This window comes from Sinomonas sp. ASV322 (assembly GCF_030908245.1).
In the GTDB taxonomy this organism is placed as follows: domain Bacteria; phylum Actinomycetota; class Actinomycetes; order Actinomycetales; family Micrococcaceae; genus Sinomonas.
The window spans coordinates 109,209-129,961 of the sequence record NZ_JAVFJJ010000010.1 but is presented as its reverse complement, the minus strand read 5'-3'; the positions used below and the strand labels follow the sequence as shown (position 1 = coordinate 129,961).

13 protein-coding genes are annotated in these 20,753 nt (G+C 71.8%); 8 read left to right on the top strand and 5 right to left on the bottom strand.

Translation table 11 applies throughout. The annotated features are described in order from the left end of the window. Positions 1 to 8 precede the first annotated feature (8 nt). The 5 genes from RBS12_RS14245 to RBS12_RS14225 all read left to right on the top strand — a co-directional run bounded on the left by RBS12_RS14245 (position 9) and on the right by RBS12_RS14225 (position 11,633). Positions 9 to 689 (top strand): class E sortase, encoded by a 681-nt coding sequence (locus tag RBS12_RS14245; protein ID WP_307966788.1) that lies wholly within the window; start codon positions 9 to 11, stop codon positions 687 to 689. After that, positions 689 to 871 (top strand): hypothetical protein, encoded by a 183-nt coding sequence (locus tag RBS12_RS14240; protein WP_307966787.1) that lies wholly within the window; start codon positions 689 to 691, stop codon positions 869 to 871. The genes RBS12_RS14245 and RBS12_RS14240 overlap by 1 nt, the downstream gene beginning before the upstream one ends. A 137-nt stretch (positions 872 to 1,008) precedes the next feature. Then, positions 1,009 to 2,118, top strand: coding sequence for a hypothetical protein (locus tag RBS12_RS14235; protein WP_307966779.1), 1,110 nt, complete (start codon positions 1,009 to 1,011; stop codon positions 2,116 to 2,118). Positions 2,119 to 2,198: 80 nt separating this feature from the next. Then, complete coding sequence (locus RBS12_RS14230) at positions 2,199 to 9,989, top strand: hypothetical protein (protein ID WP_307966778.1); 7,791 nt, start codon at positions 2,199 to 2,201, stop codon at positions 9,987 to 9,989. A 162-nt stretch (positions 9,990 to 10,151) separates the two neighbouring features. Beyond that, positions 10,152 to 11,633: a choice-of-anchor G family protein gene (locus RBS12_RS14225; RefSeq protein ID WP_307966777.1), complete on the top strand. Its 1,482-nt coding sequence runs from the start codon at positions 10,152 to 10,154 to the stop codon at positions 11,631 to 11,633. Between the two features lie 129 nt (positions 11,634 to 11,762). On the opposite strand, the gene RBS12_RS14220 is transcribed toward RBS12_RS14225, so the two are convergent. Beyond that, positions 11,763 to 12,608, bottom strand: coding sequence for an oxidoreductase (locus tag RBS12_RS14220; RefSeq protein ID WP_307966776.1), 846 nt, complete (start codon positions 12,606 to 12,608; stop codon positions 11,763 to 11,765). Positions 12,609 to 12,734: 126 nt separating this feature from the next. On the opposite strand from RBS12_RS14220, the gene RBS12_RS14215 reads away from it, so the two are divergent. Continuing rightward, positions 12,735 to 14,309 carry a Na+/H+ antiporter gene (locus RBS12_RS14215; RefSeq protein WP_307966775.1) on the top strand — a complete coding sequence of 525 codons (1,575 nt, stop codon included), beginning with the start codon at positions 12,735 to 12,737 and terminating at the stop codon, positions 14,307 to 14,309. Between the two features lie 180 nt (positions 14,310 to 14,489). Then, positions 14,490 to 15,371 (top strand): helix-turn-helix transcriptional regulator, encoded by an 882-nt coding sequence (locus RBS12_RS14210; protein ID WP_307966774.1) that lies wholly within the window; start codon positions 14,490 to 14,492, stop codon positions 15,369 to 15,371. A gap of 60 nt (positions 15,372 to 15,431) precedes the next feature. Here the strand turns inward: RBS12_RS14210 and RBS12_RS14205 are convergent, their stop codons facing one another. From RBS12_RS14205 to RBS12_RS14195, 3 genes are all read right to left on the bottom strand, one after another. Then, positions 15,432 to 16,073 (bottom strand): TetR/AcrR family transcriptional regulator, encoded by a 642-nt coding sequence (locus RBS12_RS14205; protein ID WP_307966773.1) that lies wholly within the window; start codon positions 16,071 to 16,073, stop codon positions 15,432 to 15,434. After that, positions 16,070 to 18,649, bottom strand: coding sequence for a glycoside hydrolase family 3 C-terminal domain-containing protein (locus tag RBS12_RS14200; protein WP_307966772.1), 2,580 nt, complete (start codon positions 18,647 to 18,649; stop codon positions 16,070 to 16,072). The genes RBS12_RS14205 and RBS12_RS14200 overlap by 4 nt, the downstream gene beginning before the upstream one ends. A gap of 112 nt (positions 18,650 to 18,761) precedes the next feature. Further along, positions 18,762 to 19,484 carry a hypothetical protein gene (locus RBS12_RS14195; protein ID WP_307966771.1) on the bottom strand — a complete coding sequence of 241 codons (723 nt, stop codon included), beginning with the start codon at positions 19,482 to 19,484 and terminating at the stop codon, positions 18,762 to 18,764. Between the two features lie 53 nt (positions 19,485 to 19,537). Here RBS12_RS14195 and RBS12_RS14190 point away from each other — a divergent pair, with 53 nt between their 5' ends. Beyond that, the gene (locus RBS12_RS14190) at positions 19,538 to 20,068 is read left to right on the top strand and encodes a MarR family transcriptional regulator (protein ID WP_307966770.1); all 531 of its coding nucleotides are present in this window, start codon (positions 19,538 to 19,540) and stop codon (positions 20,066 to 20,068) included. A 110-nt stretch (positions 20,069 to 20,178) separates the two neighbouring features. Here RBS12_RS14190 and RBS12_RS14185 read toward each other — a convergent pair whose 3' ends face one another. Further along, positions 20,179 to 20,685 carry a 2'-5' RNA ligase family protein gene (locus RBS12_RS14185; protein ID WP_307966769.1) on the bottom strand — a complete coding sequence of 169 codons (507 nt, stop codon included), beginning with the start codon at positions 20,683 to 20,685 and terminating at the stop codon, positions 20,179 to 20,181. Between the last annotated feature and the right edge of the window lie 68 nt (positions 20,686 to 20,753).

Below are 20,753 nucleotides of genomic sequence, written 5' to 3'. Positions count from 1 at the left end.
TGAACGCCATGAGAAGGGTGCTCTTCACGCTGGGGGAGCTCATGGTCACCGCGGGTGTCCTCGTGTTCCTCTTCATCGTGTGGCAGTACGGCTGGGTAGGCTGGACCGAGGGTCATTCCCAGGAGGCACAGGCGAAGGTGCTCTCGCAGCAGTTCGACGCCGTGCACCCCGCGCCCTCGACGCCTGATGCCATCCCGGTGCTCGAGCAGAAGATCGCCTACGGCGAGCTGTTCGGCGTCATCCGCATCCCGCGCCTCGGGGCGACGTGGGCGAAGCCGGTCGGGGAAGGGGTGGGGCTCGATGTCCTCCTGCACAACGTCGGCCACTACGAGGGCACGGCGCTCCCGGGGCAGGTGGGCAACGCGTCCTTCGCAGGGCATCGCTCGGGCGCGGGCAACCCCCTCATCGACATCGATACGATCCAGCCTGGCGATGCGATGGTCGTCGAGACGAAGGACGGCTGGTACGTCTACAAGGCCGAGAGCCACGAGATCGTGCGGCCCAACCAGGTCGAGGTGATTGCGCCGGTCCCTGATCATCCAGGGCAGGCGCCGACGCAGCGGTGGCTCACCCTCACCTCGTGCAATCCGCGGTGGGGATCGACCGGCCGGTATATCGTGCATGCCCGGTTCGACCGCTTCGTTCCCCGGGCGAACGGCGAACCCGCCGAGCTCAAGGGAGGCCAGTGATGTACGCAGCGCTGTGGAGGGCCCTTCCCGGCGGGCGCCCCGTGAAGGCTTTGCTGTGCGTGGTCTTGTTCGCGGCCGTCGTCGTCGCGCTCTTCGCGTGGGTCTTCCCCGCCGTGGCGCCCCTGCTCCCGCTCGACAACGCGACGCTCAACGCCCCGGCATCGGCGCCCCCGAGCCCGTAGCGGCGATGGTTTGACAAGTTTTTGTTATTTAAATGCTTGTCACGCCTTGACAAAACTTGTCAACGGCCGGTTGAGTGGGGAACGACCGATGAGTACAGGCGCCAGTGCGTCTGTCGCATGCCCAGAGGGGAGGGGACATGCCGACTGCGGAGAACGTGCGCAGCAGTGTGCTTCGCCTTGCCCGGTACGCGGCCGCTGCGGGCGGCCTCGGTCTCGGATGGCTCCTCTTGGCCGGCGGCGCGGCGTCCGCGAACGACGCAAGCACGACGACGACGGCGCCCCCACCGGCAGCGGTGACATTGGCAGCTTCCGGCTTCACGGCGTCGTCGGCCCACTCCGCGGCTAGCGCCACGGCGAGCACGACGGCGGGGCAGCCCGCCGCCGCGGGGGCGGCGCCGTCGTCGTACGGTCAAGGCGCGGCCCCGACGCGAGGCGGGCTCCTTCAGCCGGTCACATCGGTTCTTCGGCTCGGCACGCAGACCGTCTCGGTGACCGTCGGGTCGGTCCAGACGACCGTCGCGGAAGTCCAGCAGACGACGTCGACCCTTGTCACGACGACGACCAGCACGGTCGCCGGCGTTGTCCAGCACACGGTGCCCGCGATCGTCGACCCCGTACTCACCGGACCGCTCGCGCCGCTTGCGACCGTCGTCAACGGTGCAACGTCGACGCTTGGCGGAACCGTCAGGGCCGTCGGAGGAACCGTTGGCGGCACGGTCTCGTCGCTGCCGCTTGCTCAGGTCACGGCTCCGGTCGTGCAGCTCGGGCACGCGATCGCCGGCCCCGCCTCGGCTCCGGTCCCGCTTGGCCAGCCGTCGCAGCCGGTGCCGGTGACTGAGGCCGTGGGACCCGCGCAGGCCTCGGCTCTCGTGCCGGCCTCCGAGGCTACCGCACCCGCGATGAGCGCCTCTGCGGCCGCGGCGGCCCGGGCCCCGAGGCCCCTAGCGTGGGCGCAGCTCATCGCCCTCGCCAACCCAGTCGGCCACTCCCAGCTCGCTGGAGCGTCGGACGCCGTTCTGGCCTCCGGGTCGCGTCACGGCACTGCTCCCGAACCTCAGCCGTCGCAGAACCTGCTCGGCTCGGCGTCGTCGTCGTTCGTCTTCCGGGGCGGCAACGACAACCCCTTGGCGGTCGCGTCCGCGGACGCTGCCGCGCGCGGCGACGACACGACGGCCGGAAAGCTCCCGCGCCGCGGCGCTTCGCTTCTCGAAGCCCCGACTTTCGATCCCGGCTCCACACCTGACTGACGAAGGAACGCGCCTGCCCCTGTGGGAGGCGACTTCTCTCCGCGCTCCGCGCGTTCCTTCGACCAGTCAGGAGATTCGTTGTGAACAGGCATGTTCGCCGAGCCTTGCTCGGCACCCTCGTTGCCGGTGGTCTCTACGGAATCGGACAGACCGGCGCCTTGGCGGACGGCTCGTCAGTGACGGCCACCCCCAACCTCGTCGATCCGGCCAATACCTCGAGCACCAACCAATATTCCGGCTCGCTTCTCGGCTCGACCCTGTCGACGCTCACCAACACCGTGGGGAATACGGTCGGTGCGGTCGGCAATGTGCTCGGCCAGACCACTCAGTCAGTTCTCTCCCCGGCGGGCCAAGCGCCCGCCGCGCCGGCTCCGGCTCCCGCGCCGCAGCCTGCTGCTCCGCGGGTCGGTGTCGCGGCCCCGGCTCCCGTGGCCGCGCCCGCTCCGGCTCCCGTGGCCGTGCCGGCCGCGCAGCCCCTTCCCGCGGTGGCCCCGGCCGTCGTCGCGCCCGCCGTCGTCGCCCCAGCGGCAGGGACTCAGGCTCCCGACGTCGCTCCTGTCCCGACGCCCGTCGAGGTCGGGGCTCCGGCTCCGGGCGGCGCCGTTGGCCAGCCTGCGCCGGCGGCCCAGGGGACGGCTCCGGTGCAGGTCCAGGGTGCGGCGCCGAGCACGCCCGTCCTTGGTCCCACCACCCTTGGCGGCGCCGTGCAACCCGTTGCGGCCGGGAGCCCGGCCCAGACCACGGGTCCCTGCAACTGCGGGACCGATCCGTGCTCGGCGCACGGGAATCTTGGCCTCGCGAACCTCAATGTGGGCCTTCCCGACCACGCCATCGATCAGGCCACGGGTCTTCCCGTCAGCCTGGGCGGGTCCGTTCTTCCGGGGTCGCAGCCGGGTGCGGGCGGTCTGCCGGGAACCGGGGCCCTCCCCGGTCTGCCTGTGGATCCCTCGAGCCTTGTCTCGGGTGCGGCCGGTCCGGTTGCGCAGACGCTCGTCGGCGTGCCGTCGGCCGTGCTCGGTTCGGTCACCGGCGGGCTGCCTGGCCTCGGCGTCCCGGGTGGTGTCGTTCCTGGTGTTCCGGGTCTGCCGGGTGGCATCCCGACGGGTTCGCTCCCGGGCGTTCCGGGCCTGTCTGGCGGTTCGCCGACTGGGTCGGTCCCGGGCGGGGCCGCTCCGGCTGGTGTTGTGGTGCCGGTTCCGGGTGTCGGCACCGTTCGGGCCGGGCTCACCTCTGATGGCGGGGTGAGTGTCGGGAAGAATCTGGATGTCGCTGGTGTGAAGGATGTCTGGGATCTGACGGTCGGGCCTCGCGGGGCTTCGACGACGGATCGGATCGGCACCGACAGCACGAATGTCTATGTCGATGCCGCCGTCCCGACGCAGGGCGGGGCGCCTCACCTGTTCGTGACCGGGCCGGATCTCGGCAACGCCGGAGTCCCGGGCGGCGCCCTCCCGGGCGTCCCGGGTCTGCAGGGCGGCTCGCTCCCGACGGGTTCGCTCCCGGGTGTTCCCGGCGTAGCTCCGGGTACTCCGGGTTCGCCAGCCGGTTCGCTTCCGGGCGGTGTCCTCCCGGGCGTTCCGGGTCTTGACCCGGGTTCGCTTGTGGGCGGTCTGCCGGGCTTGCCGGGCGGTGTCCTTCCGGGTGTTCCGGGCATGCCGGGCGGTTCGCCGACTGGGTCGGTTCCGGGCGGGGCCTCTCCGGCAGGCGTTGTGGTTCCGGTTCCGGGTGTCGGCACGGTTCGCGCCGGGTTCACCCCTGATGGCGGGGTGAGTGTCGGGAAGAACCTGGATGTCGCTGGCGTGAAGGACGTCTGGGATCTGACGGTCGGGCCTCGCGGGGCCTCGACGACGGATCGGATCGGCACCGACAGCACGAATGTCTATGTCGATGCCGCCGTCCCGACGCAGGGCGGGGCGCCTCACCTGTTCGTGACGGGGCCCGACCTCGGCAACGCCGGAATCCCGGGCGGCGCCCTTCCGGGCGTCCCGGGTCTGCAGGGTGGCGTCCTTCCAGGCACCTCGGGCGGCACATTGCCGGGTCCGCCGGGTTCACCGACCGGTTCGCTGCCGGGCAGGCCCGGCGTGACTCCCGGGACTCCAGGTCCGCTCCAAGGTGGGGTTCTTCCGGGTGTCCCGGGTCTTGATCCGGGCTCGCTCCTTGGCGGTCTGCCTGGTGTCGGCACCGGTTCGCTTCCGGGCGGGATCCCGGGTGCGCCGGGTGGCGGTATTCCGGGGGGACTTCCGTCGATCGTGCTCGACCCGGTCAACGGCGCGATCGGCCAGATTCCTGGCGCGCTGCCGGGCAGTGGCGGTGGCCAGCTTCCGGGCGGGGGCATCACCGAGCCGGGTTCGCTACTCGGAACCCCGGTGGTTGCCGCTGAGCAGGCGGTCAACTCGCTCGGCCAGATGGTCGGCCAGCTCCCCGGTGTGAGCCAGCTTCCGGGCACCGACCAGCTTCCGGGTACAGGTGTCACTCCGGGCGGCGGGGCGGTTGACCCCGGGTCGCTTTTGGGTGGTCCCGAGGCCGCGGTGAACGGTGTGGTCAACGACCTCAGCAACACGCTGGGGAACCCCAGCACTCCCGGCGTTCCGGGTCTCCCGGGCGGTACCCCGACGGGTTTGCTTCCGAGTGTTCCCGGGGTGACCCCGGGGGCTCTGGGTTCGCCGATCGGCTCCCTCCCGGGTGGTGTCCTTCCTGGTGTTCCGGGTCTGCCGGGCGGTTCGCCGGCTGGGTCGGTTCCGGGCGCTGCAGTTCCGGCTGGTGTTGTGGTGCCGGTTCCGGGTGTGGGCACGGTTCGCGCGGGGCTTACCCCTGATGGCGGGGTGAGTGTCGGGAAGAACCTGGATGTCGCTGGTGTGAAGGACGTTTGGGATCTGACGGTCGGGCCTCGCGGGGCCTCAACGACAGATCGGATCGGCACCGACAGCACGAATGTCTATGTCGATGCCGCTGTCCCGACGCAGGGCGGGGCGCCTCACCTGATCGTGACCGGGCCGGATCTCGGCAACGCCGGGGTTCCAGTCAGCGCCCTCCCGGGCGGCATCCCGACGGGCTCGGTCCCGGGTGGTCTGCCGGGCGGCAACCAGATTGGCTCGCTCCCCGGTGGTCTGCCGGGCGGTACCCCGACGGGCTCGCTCCCGGGTGGCACGCTCCCGGGCGGCATCCCGACGGGCTCGGTCCCGGGTGGTTTGCCAGGCGGTACCCCGATTGGCTCGCTGCCGGGTGGTCTGCTCCCGACGGGTTCGCTCCCGGGTGGGACGCCGATTGGCTCGCTGCCGGGTGGTCTGCTCCCGACGGGTTCGCTCCCGGGTGGGACGCCGATTGGCTCGCTGCCGGGCGGCATCCCGATTGGCTCGCTCCCGCCCGGTTCGCTCCCGGGCGGGACGCTGACGGGTTCGCTGCCGGGCGGTTCGCCGATTGGCTCGCTGCCGGGCGGCATCCCGATTGGCTCGCTCCCGCCCGGTTCGCTCCCGGGCGGGACGCTGACGGGTTCGCTGCCGGGCGGGACGCCGATTGGCTCGCTGCCGGGCGGCATCCCGATTGGCTCGCTGCCGGGTGGTTTGCCGACGGGTACGCTCCCGGGTGGTCTGCCGGGCGGTTCGCAGACGGGCTCGCTCCCGACGGGTTCGCTCCCGGGTGGTCTGCCGGGCGGTACCCCGATTGGCTCGCTCCCGACGGGTTCGCTCCCGGGCGGTTTGCCGTCGGGCACCCTCCCGACGGGTTCGCTGACGGGCGGTCTGCTCCCGGGTGGTTTGCCGACGGGCACGCTCCCAACGGGTACGCTGCAGGGCGGTTTGCCGACGGGCTCGGTACCGGGTGGTTCGCCGACGGGTACACTGCCGGGCGGCAACCAGATTGGCTCGCTCCCGACGGGTTCGCTCCTGGGTGGCATGCCCACCGGTTCGCAGCCCGGGCAGCTCAGCGGGACCACGGACCTTCTTGGCCTCGTATCCTCTTTGCCCGAGATGGTGCTGAACACTGTTGAGGGCCTACTCGGCCAGAACCCGACGGGTTCGCTCCCGGGTGGTCTGCCGGGTTCGCTCCCGGGTGGTCTGCCGGGTTCGCTTCCGGGCGGTTCGCTCCCGACGGGCTCGCTTCCGACGGGCTCGCTCCCGGGCGGTACGCCGACGGGTTCGCTCCCGGGTGGTAACCCGGCGGGCTCGGTCCCGGGTGGTCTGCCGGGCGGCAACCCGACAGGCACGCTCCCGGGCGGTACGCTCCCGAGCGGCATCCCGACGGGCTCGCTCCCAGGTTCGCTGCCGGGCGGTTCGCTCCCGAGTGGTCTGCCGGGCGGTAACCCGACGGGCACGCTGCCGGGTTCGCTGCCGGGTGGTTCGCCGACGGGTTCGCTGCCGGGCGGCATCCCGACGGGCTCACTCCCGGGTGGCACGCTCCCGGGCGGCATCCCGACGGGTTCGCTGCCGGGTGGTTCGCTGCCGGGTGGTTTGCCGACGGGCGGCGTCCCGACGGGCTCACTCCCGGGCGGTACGCTCCCGGGTGGTCTGCCGGGTGGTTCGCCGACGGGTTCGCTCCCGGGTGGTAACCCGTCGGGCTCGGTCCCGGGTGGTCTGCCGGGCGGCAACCCGACGGGCTCGCTGCCGGGTGGTTTGCCGACGGGTTCGCTCCCGGGTGGTAACCCGGCGGGCTCGGTCCCGGGTGGTCTGCCGGGCGGCAACCCCACAGGCACGCTCCCGGGCGGTACACTCCCGGGCGGTACGCCGACGGGCTCGCTCCCGGGTTCGCTGCCGGGTGGTTCGCCGACGGGTTCGCTGCCGGGCGGTCTGCTCCCGGGTACGCTCCCGGGTGGTTCGCCGACGGGTTCGTTCCCGGGTTCGCTGCCGGGTGGTTCGCCGACGGGTTCGCTGCCGGGCGGTCTGCTCCCGGGTACGCTCCCGGGTGGTTCGCCGACGGGTTCGCTCCCGGGTGGTAACCCGGCGGGCTCGGTCCCGGGCGGTACGCCGACGGGCTCGGTCCCGACCGGTACGCTCCCGGGCGGTACCCCCAGCGGCACGCCGACGGGCGGTTTGCCGACGGGTTCGCTGCCGGGTGGTTTGCCGACGGGTTCGCTCCCGAGTGGTCTGCCAGGCGGTAACCCGACGGGCACGCTGCCGGGTTCGCTGCCGGGTGGTTCGCCGACGGGTTCGCTCCCGGGTGGCACGCTCCCGGGTGGTCTGCCGGGTGGTTCGCCGACGGGTTCGCTCCCGGGTGGTAACCCGGCGGGCTCGGTCCCGGGTGGTCTGCCGGGCGGCAACCCGACAGGCACGCTCCCGGGCGGTGCGCCGACGGGCTCGCTCCCGGGTTCGCTGCCGGGTGGTTCGCTGCCGGGTGGTTTGCCGACGGGTTCGCTCCCGGGCGGTACGCTCCCGGGCGGTTCGCCGACGGGCTCGGTCCCGACCGGTACGCTCCCGGGCGGTACGCTCCCGGGCGGTACGCTCCCGGGCGGTACGCTCCCGAGCGGTACGCCGACGGGCGGTTCGCCGACGGGTTCGCTGCCGGGTGGTTTGCCGACGGGTTCGCTTCCGGGCGGTACGCTCCCGGGCGGCATCCCGACGGGCTCGGTCCCGGGTGGTCTGCCGGGCGGTACCCCGATTGGCACGCTCCCGGGCGGTACCCCGATTGGCTCGGTCCCGGGCGGTACCCCGATTGGCTCGGTCCCGGGCGGCATCCCGATTGGCTCGGTCCCGGGTGGTTCGCCGACGGGCGGCATCCCGACGGGCTCACTCCCGGGCGGTACGCTCCCGGGTGGTCTGCCGGGTGGTTCGCCGACGGGTTCGCTCCCGGGCGGTTCGCCGACGGGCTCGGTCCCGGGTGGTCTGCCGGGTGGTTCGCCGACGGGTTCGCTCCCGGGCGGTACGCCGACGGGCTCGCTCCCGGGTTCGCTGCCGGGTGGTTCGCTGCCGGGCGGCATCCCGACGGGCTCACTCCCGGGCGGTACGCTCCCGGGTGGTCTGCCGGGTGGTTCGCCGACGGGTTCGCTCCCGGGTGGTAACCCGGCGGGCTCGGTCCCGGGTGGTCTGCCGGGCGGCAACCCCACAGGCACGCTCCCGGGCGGTACGGTCCCGAGCGGTACGCCGACGGGTTCGCTTCCGGGTACGCTCCCGGGTGGTTCGCCGACGGGTTCGCTTCCGGGTACGCTCCCGGGTGGTTCGCCGACGGGTTCGCTTCCGGGTACGCTCCCGGGTGGTTCGCCGACGGGTTCGCTCCCGGGTGGTAACCCGGCGGGCTCGGTCCCGGGTGGTCTGCCGGGCGGCAACCCGACAGGCACGCTCCCGGGCGGTACGCCGACGGGCTCGCTCCCGGGTGGTCTGCCGGGTGGTTCGCCGACGGGTTCGCTCCCGGGTGGTCTGCCGGGTGGTTCGCCGACGGGTTCGCTCCCGGGTGGTAACCCGGCGGGCTCGGTCCCGGGTGGTCTGCCGGGCGGCAACCTGACAGGCACGCTCCCGGGCGGTACGCCGACGGGCTCGCTCCCGGGCTCGCTCCCGGGTGGTTCGCTGCCGGGTGGTTTGCCGACGGGCGGCATCCCGACGGGCTCACTCCCGGGTGGCACGCTGCCGGGTGGTCTCCCGGGCGGCAACCCGATTGGTTCGCTCCCGGGCGGTACCCCAAGCGGCACGCTGCCGGGTGGTTCGCCGACGGGTTCGCTGCCGGGCGGTCTGCCGGGTTCGCTCCCGGGCGGTACCCCGGGCGGTACCCCCAGCGGCACGCCGACGGGTTCGCTGCCGGGTGGTTTGCCCACGGGTTCGCTTCCGGGCGGTACGGTCCCGGGTGGTTTTCCGGGTGGTTCGCCGACGGGTTCGGTCTCGGGTGGTCTGCCGGGCGGCAACCCGATAGGCACGCTCCCGGGCGGCTCGCTCCCGGGCGGTTCGCCGACGGGTTCGGTCCCGGGTGGTCTGCCGGGCGGCTCGCTCCCGGGTTCGCTGCCGGGTGGTCTGCCGGGCGGCTCGCTCCCGGGTTCGCTGCAGGGCGGCAACCCGACGGGTTCGCTCCCAGGTTCGCTGCCGGGCGGTACCCCGGGCGGTACCCCCAGCGGCACGCCGACGGGTGGTTCGCCGACGGGTTCGCTCCCGGGTGGTTCGCCGACAGGTACGCTCCCGGGCGGTACGCCGGGCAGTGTGCCGACGGGTTCGGTTCCGGCTGGGACGCCGACCGGTTCGCAGCCGGCCGACGTCCTCGGCGCCGTCGCGTCGGCGGCCGGAGCCTTGGTCGCGGCGGTCCCTTCCACGGTTGGCCAGATTGCGAGCGACCCGACGAACCTCGGAAGCGCACTCGGCACCCCGCTTGCCGCGACGGAATCTGCCCTGAGCACGATCTCGAACGCGGCCGCACCAGCAGCCTTCGCCGCGCCGAGCGCGTTGGGTGTGGGGTCGCCTTCGGCTTTGGGCGGCGGCGCCATTCCGCAGCAGAGCACGACGCCGGCCGGCACGACCCCGAGCGGATCGGCACCGGGAAGCACGACGCCGGGCGACGTCACCCCAGGTGCCACCGCCCCAGGTGCCACCACACCGGGCACGACGACGCCGGGCGGCACCACCCCAGACGCGGCGGCGTCCGGCGGGCAGCCTGAGGCCGCCACTGGCCGTGCATCCGGTGCCGGCGTTCCCGGCGACGTCGCCTTCGGCGGAGCTCACGTGAATGTCCAGGGCACCGTGTACCCGACGTCCGGGTTCAGCGCTCTGGCCGGAACAGGCGCGGAGAGCCCATTTGGCGCAGGGAATTCCGCCCTGAACGGCAATTCCGCCAGCGGAATCGGCGAGCAGGGTCCGTTCCTCGCCATGACAGGCGGAGATCCCTCCGGCCCGCTCACGGCGGGAGCGCTCCTGCTTGCCAGTGGTGTTCCGCTGCTCGCCTTCGGACGCCGTCAGCGCGCCTGAGGTATCTGGCTGGCCCGGCCCTGCGCCGGGCCAGCCAGATCGTGCCTTCCCAATCGCCCGTATTCGGCAGTGCTTTTCACTCGACTAAGAGGAGTTCTCACAATGTTCAAGATCGAAAGACGCCGCGCGCTGTCTCTGCCGCGCCGCGTCAAAATGCTTGGCATGGCGTCGGCCGTGGCCTTGGCCCTCAGCACCGCAACGCCTGCCCTTGCCGCGGATTGCCATTGCAACGGACCGAGCGCATCCGCCGCACCTGTCAGCTTCAGCATCGGCGGGAATGAACAGGCGTCGGTCGGCGGCAGCGCGGCTCAGTATCCCGGCAACCCGGGCCCGAACGAGGGCCGCGTCCCGGGCGGCTCGCCGGTAAGCGGCTCCATCACCATCGGCGGCACGAGCGTTCCGCTGAGCTCGATCGTCCACCCGAGCCGCGGCGGGCTCCTCACGTCGCGCAGCACGGTCACCTCGGCGACTGACGCGGACGCGGCCTCGGGCGCGGTGGGGGAGAACTTCACGTTCCAGCCGGGCACCAACCCGGCCGATCCGGTCACCATCGACCTCCTGTCGGCGGGCGGTCGGCGGCTCTTCCCAACGGCCCTCGTCGATCAGGCGACGCTCCAGCTCGGGGCGTTCGCGTCGAAGACGAAGTTCGTCAGCGGGGTTCTGCAGCCTGACCAGTACCGCGTAGGCCAAGCCGACCTGATGTTCCGCTCGCCCGCCGTGAAGGATGCCGCCGCCCAGCTCTATCAGGCCCTCGGCGCCGTCGACCGCAGCATCGAGCAGACCGTCAATCAGAACCTGAACCTGACGGCACTCCGCCTCCTCGCGGGGACGACGAAGCTCACCCCGACGGTGACGGTCCAGTCGAACACGCGAGACAAGGTCTTCTCGGCGTTCCTCGCCAAGCCGATCACGTCGCGGAACAAGGTCGTGACCCTAGACTTCTCGACGGGCACAGTCACGGTCCACCTCGACCAGATCCCCGCGGGCGGCCTCAACAGCCAGCCGGCAGACAAGGAGCTCGTGAACTCGAAGGACTACCCGCTCATCGCATCGACCGTGCACGACCTCATGCACGATGCGACGAACATCGCGATCGGCACGATCGAGCACTCGCTCGACGCCGTGCACATCGGCCTGAACTGGAACAACCAGCTCAACCCGACGAACACGATCAACCTCACGTGGGGCTTCTCGCTCCAGCAGGCGGTCACGGGCACGATGCCACGCGTCACGAACGCGAGCACGGGAACGCTGGGAAGCGTCCTCGGCACGACCCTCGCCACGACGCTCAACACCCTCTCCGTCGTGGGCAACACGGTCGGTACGGTGTTCCGTCCCGCGTACAACCTGATCATCGCGGACGCGGGCAACGGCATCTTCGACCTGGCGATCAACAAGATCAAGTTCGGCTTCACGTCGTCGGTCGTCGACATGCTGCAGCCGGTCTTCGGGGCGGCGGCGCAGGTCGTGTCGATTCAGGTCAACCACCAGGAGACGAGCACGTGCACGACGGCGGCTGGCACCCAGGTGCCGCGCGCCCACTCGGTCTCTGCGTTCAGCGTCGGCTTCCTGCAGTCCTCGGACGCAGCGCGGCTCGACTTCGGTCGCTCGGCCGCGTCGGTGACGATCCCGGATTGCCACTGACCTTCCGGGGCAGATAAGCAGGGGAGGGTGTGCCGCGGTCTCGGCGGCACACCCTCCTAGTCCACGGGAGGACGTCGAGGCCTTCGCGCGCATGCCCGAGCGCTACACGCGGGACCTGGACGGCTAGGCTCAGGCGTCGAACCCCGTGCTCGCGCTCACGGCCTCCCACGCGTCGACCTCGGCGGCCTGGGCGGCGGCGGTCGCGCGGTAGGCGCTGATCGCGTCGCGCCCCAGGAGCAGGAACGCGGGCGTATGTTCGGCCTCGACCGCGGCGATGATCGCGAGAGCGGCCTTGTCCGGGTCGCCCGGCTGGGTGCCGTGGACCGTGTCGTGCTCCTTGCGTCGCTTGCCCGCCGTCTCTGCGTAGTCGGCGATGGGCGTGGCGGCCTGCGTGAGGGAACGGCCGGCGAAGTCGGTGCGGAAGGCGCCCGGCTCGACCACCGTCACGCTGATGCCAAGCGGCGCGAGCTCCTTGTGGGCGGCCCCCGAAATGCCCTCGAGTGCGGCCTTCGCCGCCGAATAGTAGCCCGATCCCGGCGGGCAGATGCGCGCGCCGATCGAGGAGATGTTGACGATCGCGCCGCGGCGGCGCTCCCGCATGCCCGGGAGGACGGCCTTCATCATCGCGACTGCCCCGAAGACATTGGTCGCGAACAGCGCGGCGACATCGCCGTCGTCGCCCTCTTCGACGGCCGCGCGGTAGCCGTACCCCGCATTGTTGACGAGGACGTCGACGCCGCCGAAGCGCTCGTCCGCGGACTTCGCCGCAGCGGCGACCTGCGCCGCGTCGGTGACGTCGAGCGAGAGGGCGAGGGCCGTCGCGGGGTAGGCCTCGGCCAGATCGGCGAGGGTCTCCGCGCTGCGAGCGGTGACGACGGCGTTGTCCCCCTTCGCGAGGACGGCTCGCGCGAGCGCGCGGCCGAGTCCCGTCGAGCATCCCGTGATGAGCCATGTGGTCGTGATGTTGTCAGCCATGGGCATCACGCTACGGGGGCCGTCTCGCGCGAGGGAGGCCCTATCAGGGCGCGGTTCGGAGGGGCCATGCTGAGGCTCGCGGCATAGAATCCACAGCGGGAGGGGCTTGAGGACGGAAGGTGCGTCATGCTCGGTCTTGAACTCGTGGTCGCGCTGGGGGCCGCCGTCGTCCTCGGCAGCATCGCTGCCGAGCGGATCAGGGCGAACGCGCCCGTGATCCTCCTGGTCGCGGGCGTGCTGCTCAGCTTCATCCCGGCTTTCCGGGGCGTCGGGCTGCCGCCCGAGACGGTCCTTCTCCTCTTCCTTCCGGCGCTCCTGTATTGGGAGAGCCTCACGACGTCGCTCCGCACCATCCGCACGTACATCCGCGGGGTCATGCTCAGCGCGACGCTTCTCGTGATCGCCACGGCATCGGCGATCGCCGTCGTCGCCCACGCCCTCGGCCTCGACTGGGGCGCGGCATGGATCATCGGCGCCGCGGTGGCCCCGACGGACGCGACCGCGGTCTCCGCGCTCGGGCGGGGCCTCGCGCGCCGCCAGATCGCGACGCTCCGCGCCGAAAGCCTCATGAATGACGGCATGGCGCTCGTGATCTACGGCGTTGCCCTGAGCTCGGCGCTCGCCGGCACGTCGCCCGACGCGCTCCAGGTCTCGGGGCAGTTCGTGTACTCGTTCGGCGGGGGCGTGATCGTCGGCCTGGCCGTGGGATGGATCCTGCTCGCAGCGCGGCGCCGCATCTCGAACCCCCTCTACGGCAACGCGGGAACGCTCCTCACCCCGTTCATCGCGTTCCTCGGCGCCGAACTCATCCACGCCTCGGCGGTCCTCGCCGTCGTTGCCTGCGGTCTCTACATCGCGCACGCCTCGCCCCTCGCGATCTCCGCGTATACGCGACAGCAGACGGGCGCCGTGTGGACCCTCGTGACGTTCTTGCTCAACGGGGCGCTCTTCGTCCTCGTCGGGCTGCAGCTCCCGTCCGTCATCGAGGGGCTCACGACCTTCGCGTTCGGCCAGGCCATCGTCATCGGCGCGGCCGTCTTCGTCACGAGCATCGTGACCCGCTTCGGATTCCTCGTCCTATCGGCCTACATCATCCGCGCGATCGATCGGCGCCCTTATCAGCGATCGCTGCGGACCACGAACCGGGCGCGGCTCGTGAGCGCGTTCGCGGGGTTCCGCGGCGCCGTCTCGCTCGCCGTCGCGCTCTCCGTCCCCGTCGGGGCGACGATTCCGTCCCGGGACACGATCGTCTTCGTGGCGGCCTTCGCGGTAGTGGCCTCTCTCGTGGTCCAGGGCGCCGCTCTCCCGTACGTGATCCGCTGGGCTCATATCCCCGCCGACACGTCCGCAGCCGATGAGCTCGCCCTCGCCAAGCGCACGGCGTCCGAGGAGGCGTTCGCCGCGATGCCCGGGATCGCGCGCGAGCTCGGCATCACGGACGATGTGCTCGACCGGATCCGGGCCGAATATGAGGAACACCTCTCCGCGATGAGCGCAGGCCTCGACGGCGACGGCGACAATCCCGCCGTCATCCGTTCACGCCAGTACACCGAGCTCCGCCTCGCGCTCATCGCCCGGAAGCGCGCCGTCGTCGTCCGGCTGCGTGATGCCCGGGAGATCGACGACTCGGTCCTCCGGCAGATCCAATCGCAGCTCGACCTCGAGGAAGTCCGGCTCGTGAGGCCGCAGCAGGCGGAGTGACGCGCTGCGCCGCACCGGTGCCGCTTCCCCGCACCGGTGCCGCGGATCCGCAGCCCAATTGCGGGGAAGGGCGCCCGGTGCACCCGAGGGACGGTCAGGCCACCGCAGCCGCGTACGTCTCCCGATCCGTGTCCTGACAGGGCACCCCACGCCCCGGCCCGCGAGCGTAGCCTCGAACACATGGACAGCAGAAGCGACGTGCGCGAGTTCCTCAGGACGCGCCGCGCGCGGGTCACGCCCGAGCAGGCCGGCATCGTCGCGGGGAGCCGGCGCCGCGTGCCCGGGCTGCGGCGCGAGGAGGTCGCGCTTCTGGCGAACGTGAGCGTCGACTACTACGCGCGCCTCGAACGCGGCGACCTCGCGGGAGCCTCCGACGACATCCTCGACGCGATCGCGCGGGCGCTCCAGCTCGACGACGCCGAGGCCGCCCACCTGTTCGACCTCGCCCGCGCCGCTCAGCGGCAGCCGGCCAGCCGCCGTCGCACGTCGACGGTGCAACAAGTGCGGCCGAGCCTCCAGCGCTTTGTGGACGCCGTGACCGGCGCGCCCACTTGGGTGCGGAACGAGCGGATGGACTTCATCGCGTGCAACGCCCTCGCCCGAGCGCTGTACGCGCCCGCGATGGAGAATTCGGGGAACCCGCCGAACAATGCGCGGTTCCTCTTCCTCGACCCCGCCGCGCGGGTGTTCTACCCGGACTGGAAGAAGAACATGGACGACGTCGTCGCGACCCTCCGCGGTTACGCGGGACGCAACCCGCATGACAGAGCGCTCACCGACCTCATCGGCGAGCTCGCGACCCGGAGCGACGAGTTCCGCATCCGGTGGGCCGCGCACGATGTCAGGTTCCACCGAACCGGCCTCAAACGGATCCATCACCCGGTGGTCGGCGACCTCGAGCTCTCGTACGAGGCCATGGAACTGCCCGCGAACCCGGGCTGGACGATGTTCTCGTACATCGCCGAACCGGGCTCCGCGAGCGAGGAGCGGCTCAGGCTCCTCGCGAGCTGGGCCGCGACCGAGCCGGCGACTGGGGCGCCGTCGTCATCGACTGCTCCGTAACTGTCGTTATGGACGCTCGTAACGACATCTACGCAGCAATTGATGGTGTGGGGCGCGGCGTCACGCCTTCCAGCGCGCCGTGAGCGCCTCGACGAGTACCTCGAAATCCCCGGCCATATCCTCGTACGAGTCGTCGGAGAGCCATTGGATCTGGAGTCCGTCCATCCCGGCCACGAGGCAGCGGATCAGGGACTCGACCGGCGCGTCGGGACGGAGCGCACCGTCCTCGGCCGCCTCGCGAAACACAACGCGGAACATCTCGCGGGCCTTCGTGTGATGTTCGACGAGCCACGCGTTCGCGGGATGCGCAGGGTCCACCGCCTCGCCTGAGACGGTTGTGTAGAGCCGCACGATCCCCGGCTGCCCCTGATTCACCCGCACGAGCCGGACGATGCTCTCCATGAACGCCCAGCCTCGGGGTCGTTCACCGGTCGGCGCGAGCGCGAGGGCCGAGTCGAGCTCGTCCCGTCGCTCCATGACGGCCTCGAGGAGGTCCTCCTTGGTTGGGAAGTAGTGCAGGAGGCCAGTCTGGCTCAGGCCGGATGCCCGCGCGATCGCGCTCATCGGCGTCCCGCGGTACCCCTCCTCGGAGAAGACCCGCGCGGCCGTCGCGAGGATCTCCTCGCGACGGGCCGCGCTATCCGCCCCCTTCGGCCGGCCGCTCGAGCGGCGCGGCGGGTGGGGCGGGCGGGTTTGGGTCACAGGGATACCCGGGCCTTCACGTCGCCGAGGCCGCGCGCGACGACGAGTTCCCCGCCTGCGAGGGGAGCCCACGCGGCGGCGGCCTCGTCCCAGCGGCGGAAGAGCCGCGCGTCGCACGCGACGCGGACCGTCGCCGTCTCGCCGGGGGCGACGTCGACGCCCGCGTAGCCCGCGAGCCGCACCGGCTGCTCGGCCTCGGCGGGGGCGAAGTACACCTGGACGGTCTCGCGCGAGGGCCGCGGGGACGTGTTCGTGACCTCGACCTCGAGGACGGGAGCGGCGCCGGCGGCTGTGTTGGTCGCCTCGATGAGGCGGGCCGCTCCGTACTCCCACGAGCCGTAGCCGAGCCCGTGGCCGAGCCAGAACAGCGGGGCCGGGGCGGTCCCGGCGTGGTAGCCGCGGTAGCCGATCGCGGTGCCGTCCGAGTACTCGAGGCCGAGGTCCTCGCCGGGTGTGACGTTCCAGGCGGGGGCGGCGCCGTCCGCGGCGGGGTAGCTCGTGACGAGGCGACCCGTGGGCTCGGCCTCGCCGGTGAGCGCCGCGGCGATCGCGTGGCCGCCCTCCTGCCCGGGCAGGCCCGCGATGAGCACGGCGTCGACGTCGTCGATCCACGGCATGAGCACGGGCGTCGCGGCATTGACGACGACGACGGTGCACTCGGCAGCCGCCGCGACCCGCCGCACGAGTTCGTTCTGGAGGCCCGGGAGGGCGAGCGTGGCCTTGTCCGAAGCCTCCGTCTCGTCCTCTTCCGTGAGTCCCACGACGACGACGGCCGTGCCCGCCGCGCGCGCAGCCGCCACGGAGGCGTCGATGGCCTCGTCGTCGGTGCGGCCCGCGGGCTCCGCGACGAACGCGACGGCGCCGAAGCCGGCCATGGTCAGCAGGTGGCTCTCGTCCGCGACCTTGACCGCGGGGTGCGCGTCGAGGACTGCCCGCCAGTCCACCGGGTTGAGGTCGAGGCGCGCGGTGACGGTCACACCCGCGGGGAGCGTGACGACCTCGGCGAACGCCGGCGGGCGGAGCACGGCCTCGCCCGGGTCGAAGCCCGAGAACCCGAGCTCGGCGCTGAGCGCCGGGGTGCCTTCAGCGCCGGCAGCGGTCGTGCCCGCGTTCGTCGAAATCGTCCAGCTGCCCGCGCCGATTCCGCCAAGACGGACGCGACCGGCGTCGTTCGAGAGCACCGCGGTGAAGACGACGGCGGTGGGCGACTCGGCGAAGTCGTCGTCCCAGCCCACCGTGATGGCCGTGCCGTTCTCGTGGCGGCTCGCGATCTCGCGGCCGTCGGCGGCGAGGTAGGTCACACGCATACCGCTTTCGCCCGTGGCCGGGTCCGTGACAAACGCGGCACTCGCGGCGATCGGGCGACGGCGGACGTCCACGCCGTCCACGACCGTGACGCGCTCGCCGAGGCGCTCCGTGAGGCCCTCCGCGACCGTCGACTGGTAGGGCGGGTTGACCTGGGCCGAGCCGCCGCCCATGTCCTGGGTCGCGACGGCATGGCGGCCGATGAGGGCCACGGGGCCTGCAGTCTCGGGGCCGCCCGCAAGGGGCAAGGCACCGCCGTCGTTCTTTGCTACCACCATGCCGCGGGCCGCGATGCGGCGCAGCTGCTCCTTGCGGAGCTCCGAGCCGGGGGCCGGCATGCCCGAGCGGAAGGGGCTCTCGCCGCCGTCGGCCGTCCCGCCGTCGGCCGTTTCTGCCGCGTCGCGGCGGAGCCCGCCCGTGCGGTCGGCGAGGAGCAGGAGCCGCGCGAGGTGATCGTCAATCGTCGTCTCGGCGACCTCGCCGCGGCGCACGGCCGCGACAAGGCGCTCGCCCCACGGGCCGGCCGGCCCCGGCATGACGAGGTCGAGGCCGCCGTTCGCGGATTCGACGGTGCGCTTCGTGGCGAACCAGTCGCTCATGATGAGGCCGTCCCAGCCCCATTCGCCCTTGACGATCCCGTTCTGGACGTGGTCCTGCTCGGTGGCTGAGACGCCGTTGATGTCGTTGTATGCGGCCATCATCGACCACGCGCCCGCGTCCTCGACCGCCATCTCGAACGGCAGGAGATAGACCTCGCGCAGCGCCGTCTCGCTCACGCGCGAGTCCATGAAGTTGCGGAGCGTCTCGGACTCGTTCGCGACGAGGTGCTTGAGGCACGCCGCCGTGCCGTTGCCCTGCATGCCGCGCACGTAGGCGGACGCGGTGCGGCCCGTCAGGTAGGGGTCTTCGGAGTAGGCCTCGAAAAGCCGGCCGCCGAGCGGTGAGCGGTGGAGGTTGATCGTCGGGCCGAGCACCACGTGGATGCTCTGGCGGTGGGCCTCCTCGGAGAGCATGAGCCCGACTTCCTCGGCCACCGAGTCGTCCCACGAGCCGGAGATGAGGGTCGCGTTCGGGAAGAGCGCGACGGCGTCCCCGCCCATGAACTTGAGCCCCCGCACGCCCGTGGGCCCGTCTGAGAACGCGAGCGGGGCCAGGCCGATCGTGTCGTTGCCCGGGAGCGTGAACGCCGTCTCGCCCGTGAGCAGGTGCACCTTCTCCTCGAGCGAGAGGCGCGTGATGAGTGCGGCGTAGGGGAGGTTGCCAGTGGACATCGATGTCGCTCCGGGGGTCGGAATGGGTAATAGTGAACATAAACTATTCCAGACCGGAGCGACGGGCGCAAGACCTCTCGCGCAGGGCGCAAGACCTCTCGCGCACGGCGGCTCAGGCGCCGCGCTTCGGAACCTCGTGCCGGTTGCGGGGGAGGATGAAGCCGACGGCCGCGAGCCACGCAAGCCCGACGAATCGGACGATCGGCAGCACATAGTCGAGCCCCTGCCAGAACATGCCCAGGAACGAGATCTCGCCCGCGGCTGCGAGCACAAGCCCGGCCCACGCGAACCATCGCGGCGTGAGCCGGAGGATGAGGGCGGGAACGGCCGTGCCCGCGATGAGAAGCCCGGCGCCTGTGGCGAAGCCGAAGCCGCCGAGGGCGAACGCGGCGTCCGCGACGAGGCGGACGACGGCGGCCGGGGCCTCCGCGGCCGTCTGGCTCAGAGCCCAGATGAGGAGGCCGGACGCGCCGAGCATGACCGACGCCGCGATTCCCCCGAAGAACCCGATGTTCGGGCCGGGCACGCGGATGCCGAGCCGGAGGAGACGTGCATAGGTGGTAGCGGCGTAGATCCCGAGCGGGACCGAGGCCCCGAAGGCGAGGAAGCCCGTGAGGGCAGCCGAGAAGGAGTGGTCCGCGAAGTAGCGGGCGACATCGGCGGACGAGGCCGACGGCGAGGGGTAGATGGTGCCCGCGGCGATGGCTGGCAGGGCGACCGCGGCGGTGGAGAGCGCGAGCACGACGATCGCGAGGATCCCCGCGTTCGGCCCGTCGGGGCGGCGGCGGGACCGCGCGTCCTCGTGGTGGGTGAGAGGTGCCGTTACATCAGTCATAGCTGTAATTATTCACCTAGTGAATCATGCAGTCAATGCTGTATTGTGGATCCATGCCAGAGAGTTCGAGGCCAGACGGATCGAGACCGGGCGGGCTCATGCCGGCCGGCCCCATGCCGACCGGAGGACGCCCGGCCCGCATCGGATTCCTGCTCTCGCAGCTCGGCGCGCACGCAACCGAGCTCTTCGCCGACCAGACGCGTGGCCTGGGCATCACCCCCTCGGAGGCCGGCGTCGTCCGCATCATCGGCCGGTCCCCGGGCATCAGCCAGCGGGAGCTCTCCGACACGCTCGGCTCGGTCCAGAGCCGGGTCGTTGCGCTCATCGACCGGCTCGAGGGCGCCGGGCTCGTCACGCGGACGCGGAGCTCCGCCGACCGCCGGATCCAGGAACTCCGCCTGACCGAATCCGGGGTCTCTGTGCTCCGTTCGCTGCGATATGCCGCCGAGGCGCAGGAGGCCGCGATCGTCGACGGCCTGACCCCTGAGCAGGCCGCCGAGCTGTTCGGGCTCCTGTCGAAGCTGAGCTCGCTGCGGGGCCTCGACGCCGAGGTCCACGTCGGCTACCGCGACGCGTCGCGTTGATGCCGCACGGGTTGATCAGCGACGCGCATGTCTCTCAATGTCTTTTCTGGCGAGTGAATTTTGGTTTGCCACCGGAAGCACGAATTGATGCTTGTTCTCAGTGGGACGTTTCAGACGCCCTCAGTGGAAACGGCGGGGGTTCTCGCGTCGAGTGCCGCGACCGCCACGACCTGCGGGCGCCCCGGGCCCGGCCCCGGCTCCATGTCCACGAGTGCGAGCTGGGCAAGCCACAGCTTCTGGCCCTCGGCCGCGGCGCCCTTCGACGTCGCCGTGACATGCGGGCGGAAGCCCTCCCCCGAGTAGCCCGGCGAGTCGAACGCGATGCCGAACGGTGCGAGCGCATCCGTGAGCACGGCATGCATCGCGCGGACCTCGGGGCAGTCCAGGAGCGCCACGGGCGTGTCGTGCCGCGGGCCGAAGAGCTCGGGCGGCCCCGCGACGGCGTCGACCGGACCGTGCTGGGCGGCGACCTCGCCCATGCGTGCGGCGAGCATCGGCGTCGTCGCCCGCGTCGCGAAAACCGGGGTGACGGTCACATGGAGGGGCCAGTCCCGCACGGCGTAGCGCTCGCCGAGCGCCATGGGCGCGAGGGGGAGGACGACGGCGAATCGATGCACCACCTGATCCTACGGTTCGGGGCCCATGTTCAGGCTCCACGCTCAGGCCCTACGCTCAGGCTGCGCCA

Excerpts from the sequence above, each read along its gene's own strand:
- RBS12_RS14245 (WP_307966788.1), top strand. The coding sequence starts at position 9 with ATGAGAAGGGTGCTCTTCACGCTGGGGGAGCTCATGGTCACCGCGGGT.
- RBS12_RS14240 (WP_307966787.1), top strand. The coding sequence starts at position 689 with ATGTACGCAGCGCTGTGGAGGGCCCTTCCCGGCGGGCGCCCCGTGAAG.
- RBS12_RS14235 (WP_307966779.1), top strand. The coding sequence starts at position 1,009 with ATGCCGACTGCGGAGAACGTGCGCAGCAGTGTGCTTCGCCTTGCCCGG.
- RBS12_RS14225 (WP_307966777.1), top strand. The coding sequence starts at position 10,152 with ATGGCGTCGGCCGTGGCCTTGGCCCTCAGCACCGCAACGCCTGCCCTT.
- RBS12_RS14220 (WP_307966776.1), bottom strand. The coding sequence starts at position 12,608 with ATGGCTGACAACATCACGACCACATGGCTCATCACGGGATGCTCGACG.
- RBS12_RS14215 (WP_307966775.1), top strand. The coding sequence starts at position 12,735 with ATGCTCGGTCTTGAACTCGTGGTCGCGCTGGGGGCCGCCGTCGTCCTC.
- RBS12_RS14210 (WP_307966774.1), top strand. The coding sequence starts at position 14,490 with ATGGACAGCAGAAGCGACGTGCGCGAGTTCCTCAGGACGCGCCGCGCG.
- RBS12_RS14200 (WP_307966772.1), bottom strand. The coding sequence starts at position 18,649 with ATGTCCACTGGCAACCTCCCCTACGCCGCACTCATCACGCGCCTCTCG.
- RBS12_RS14195 (WP_307966771.1), bottom strand. The coding sequence starts at position 19,484 with ATGACTGATGTAACGGCACCTCTCACCCACCACGAGGACGCGCGGTCC.
- RBS12_RS14190 (WP_307966770.1), top strand. The coding sequence starts at position 19,538 with ATGCCAGAGAGTTCGAGGCCAGACGGATCGAGACCGGGCGGGCTCATG.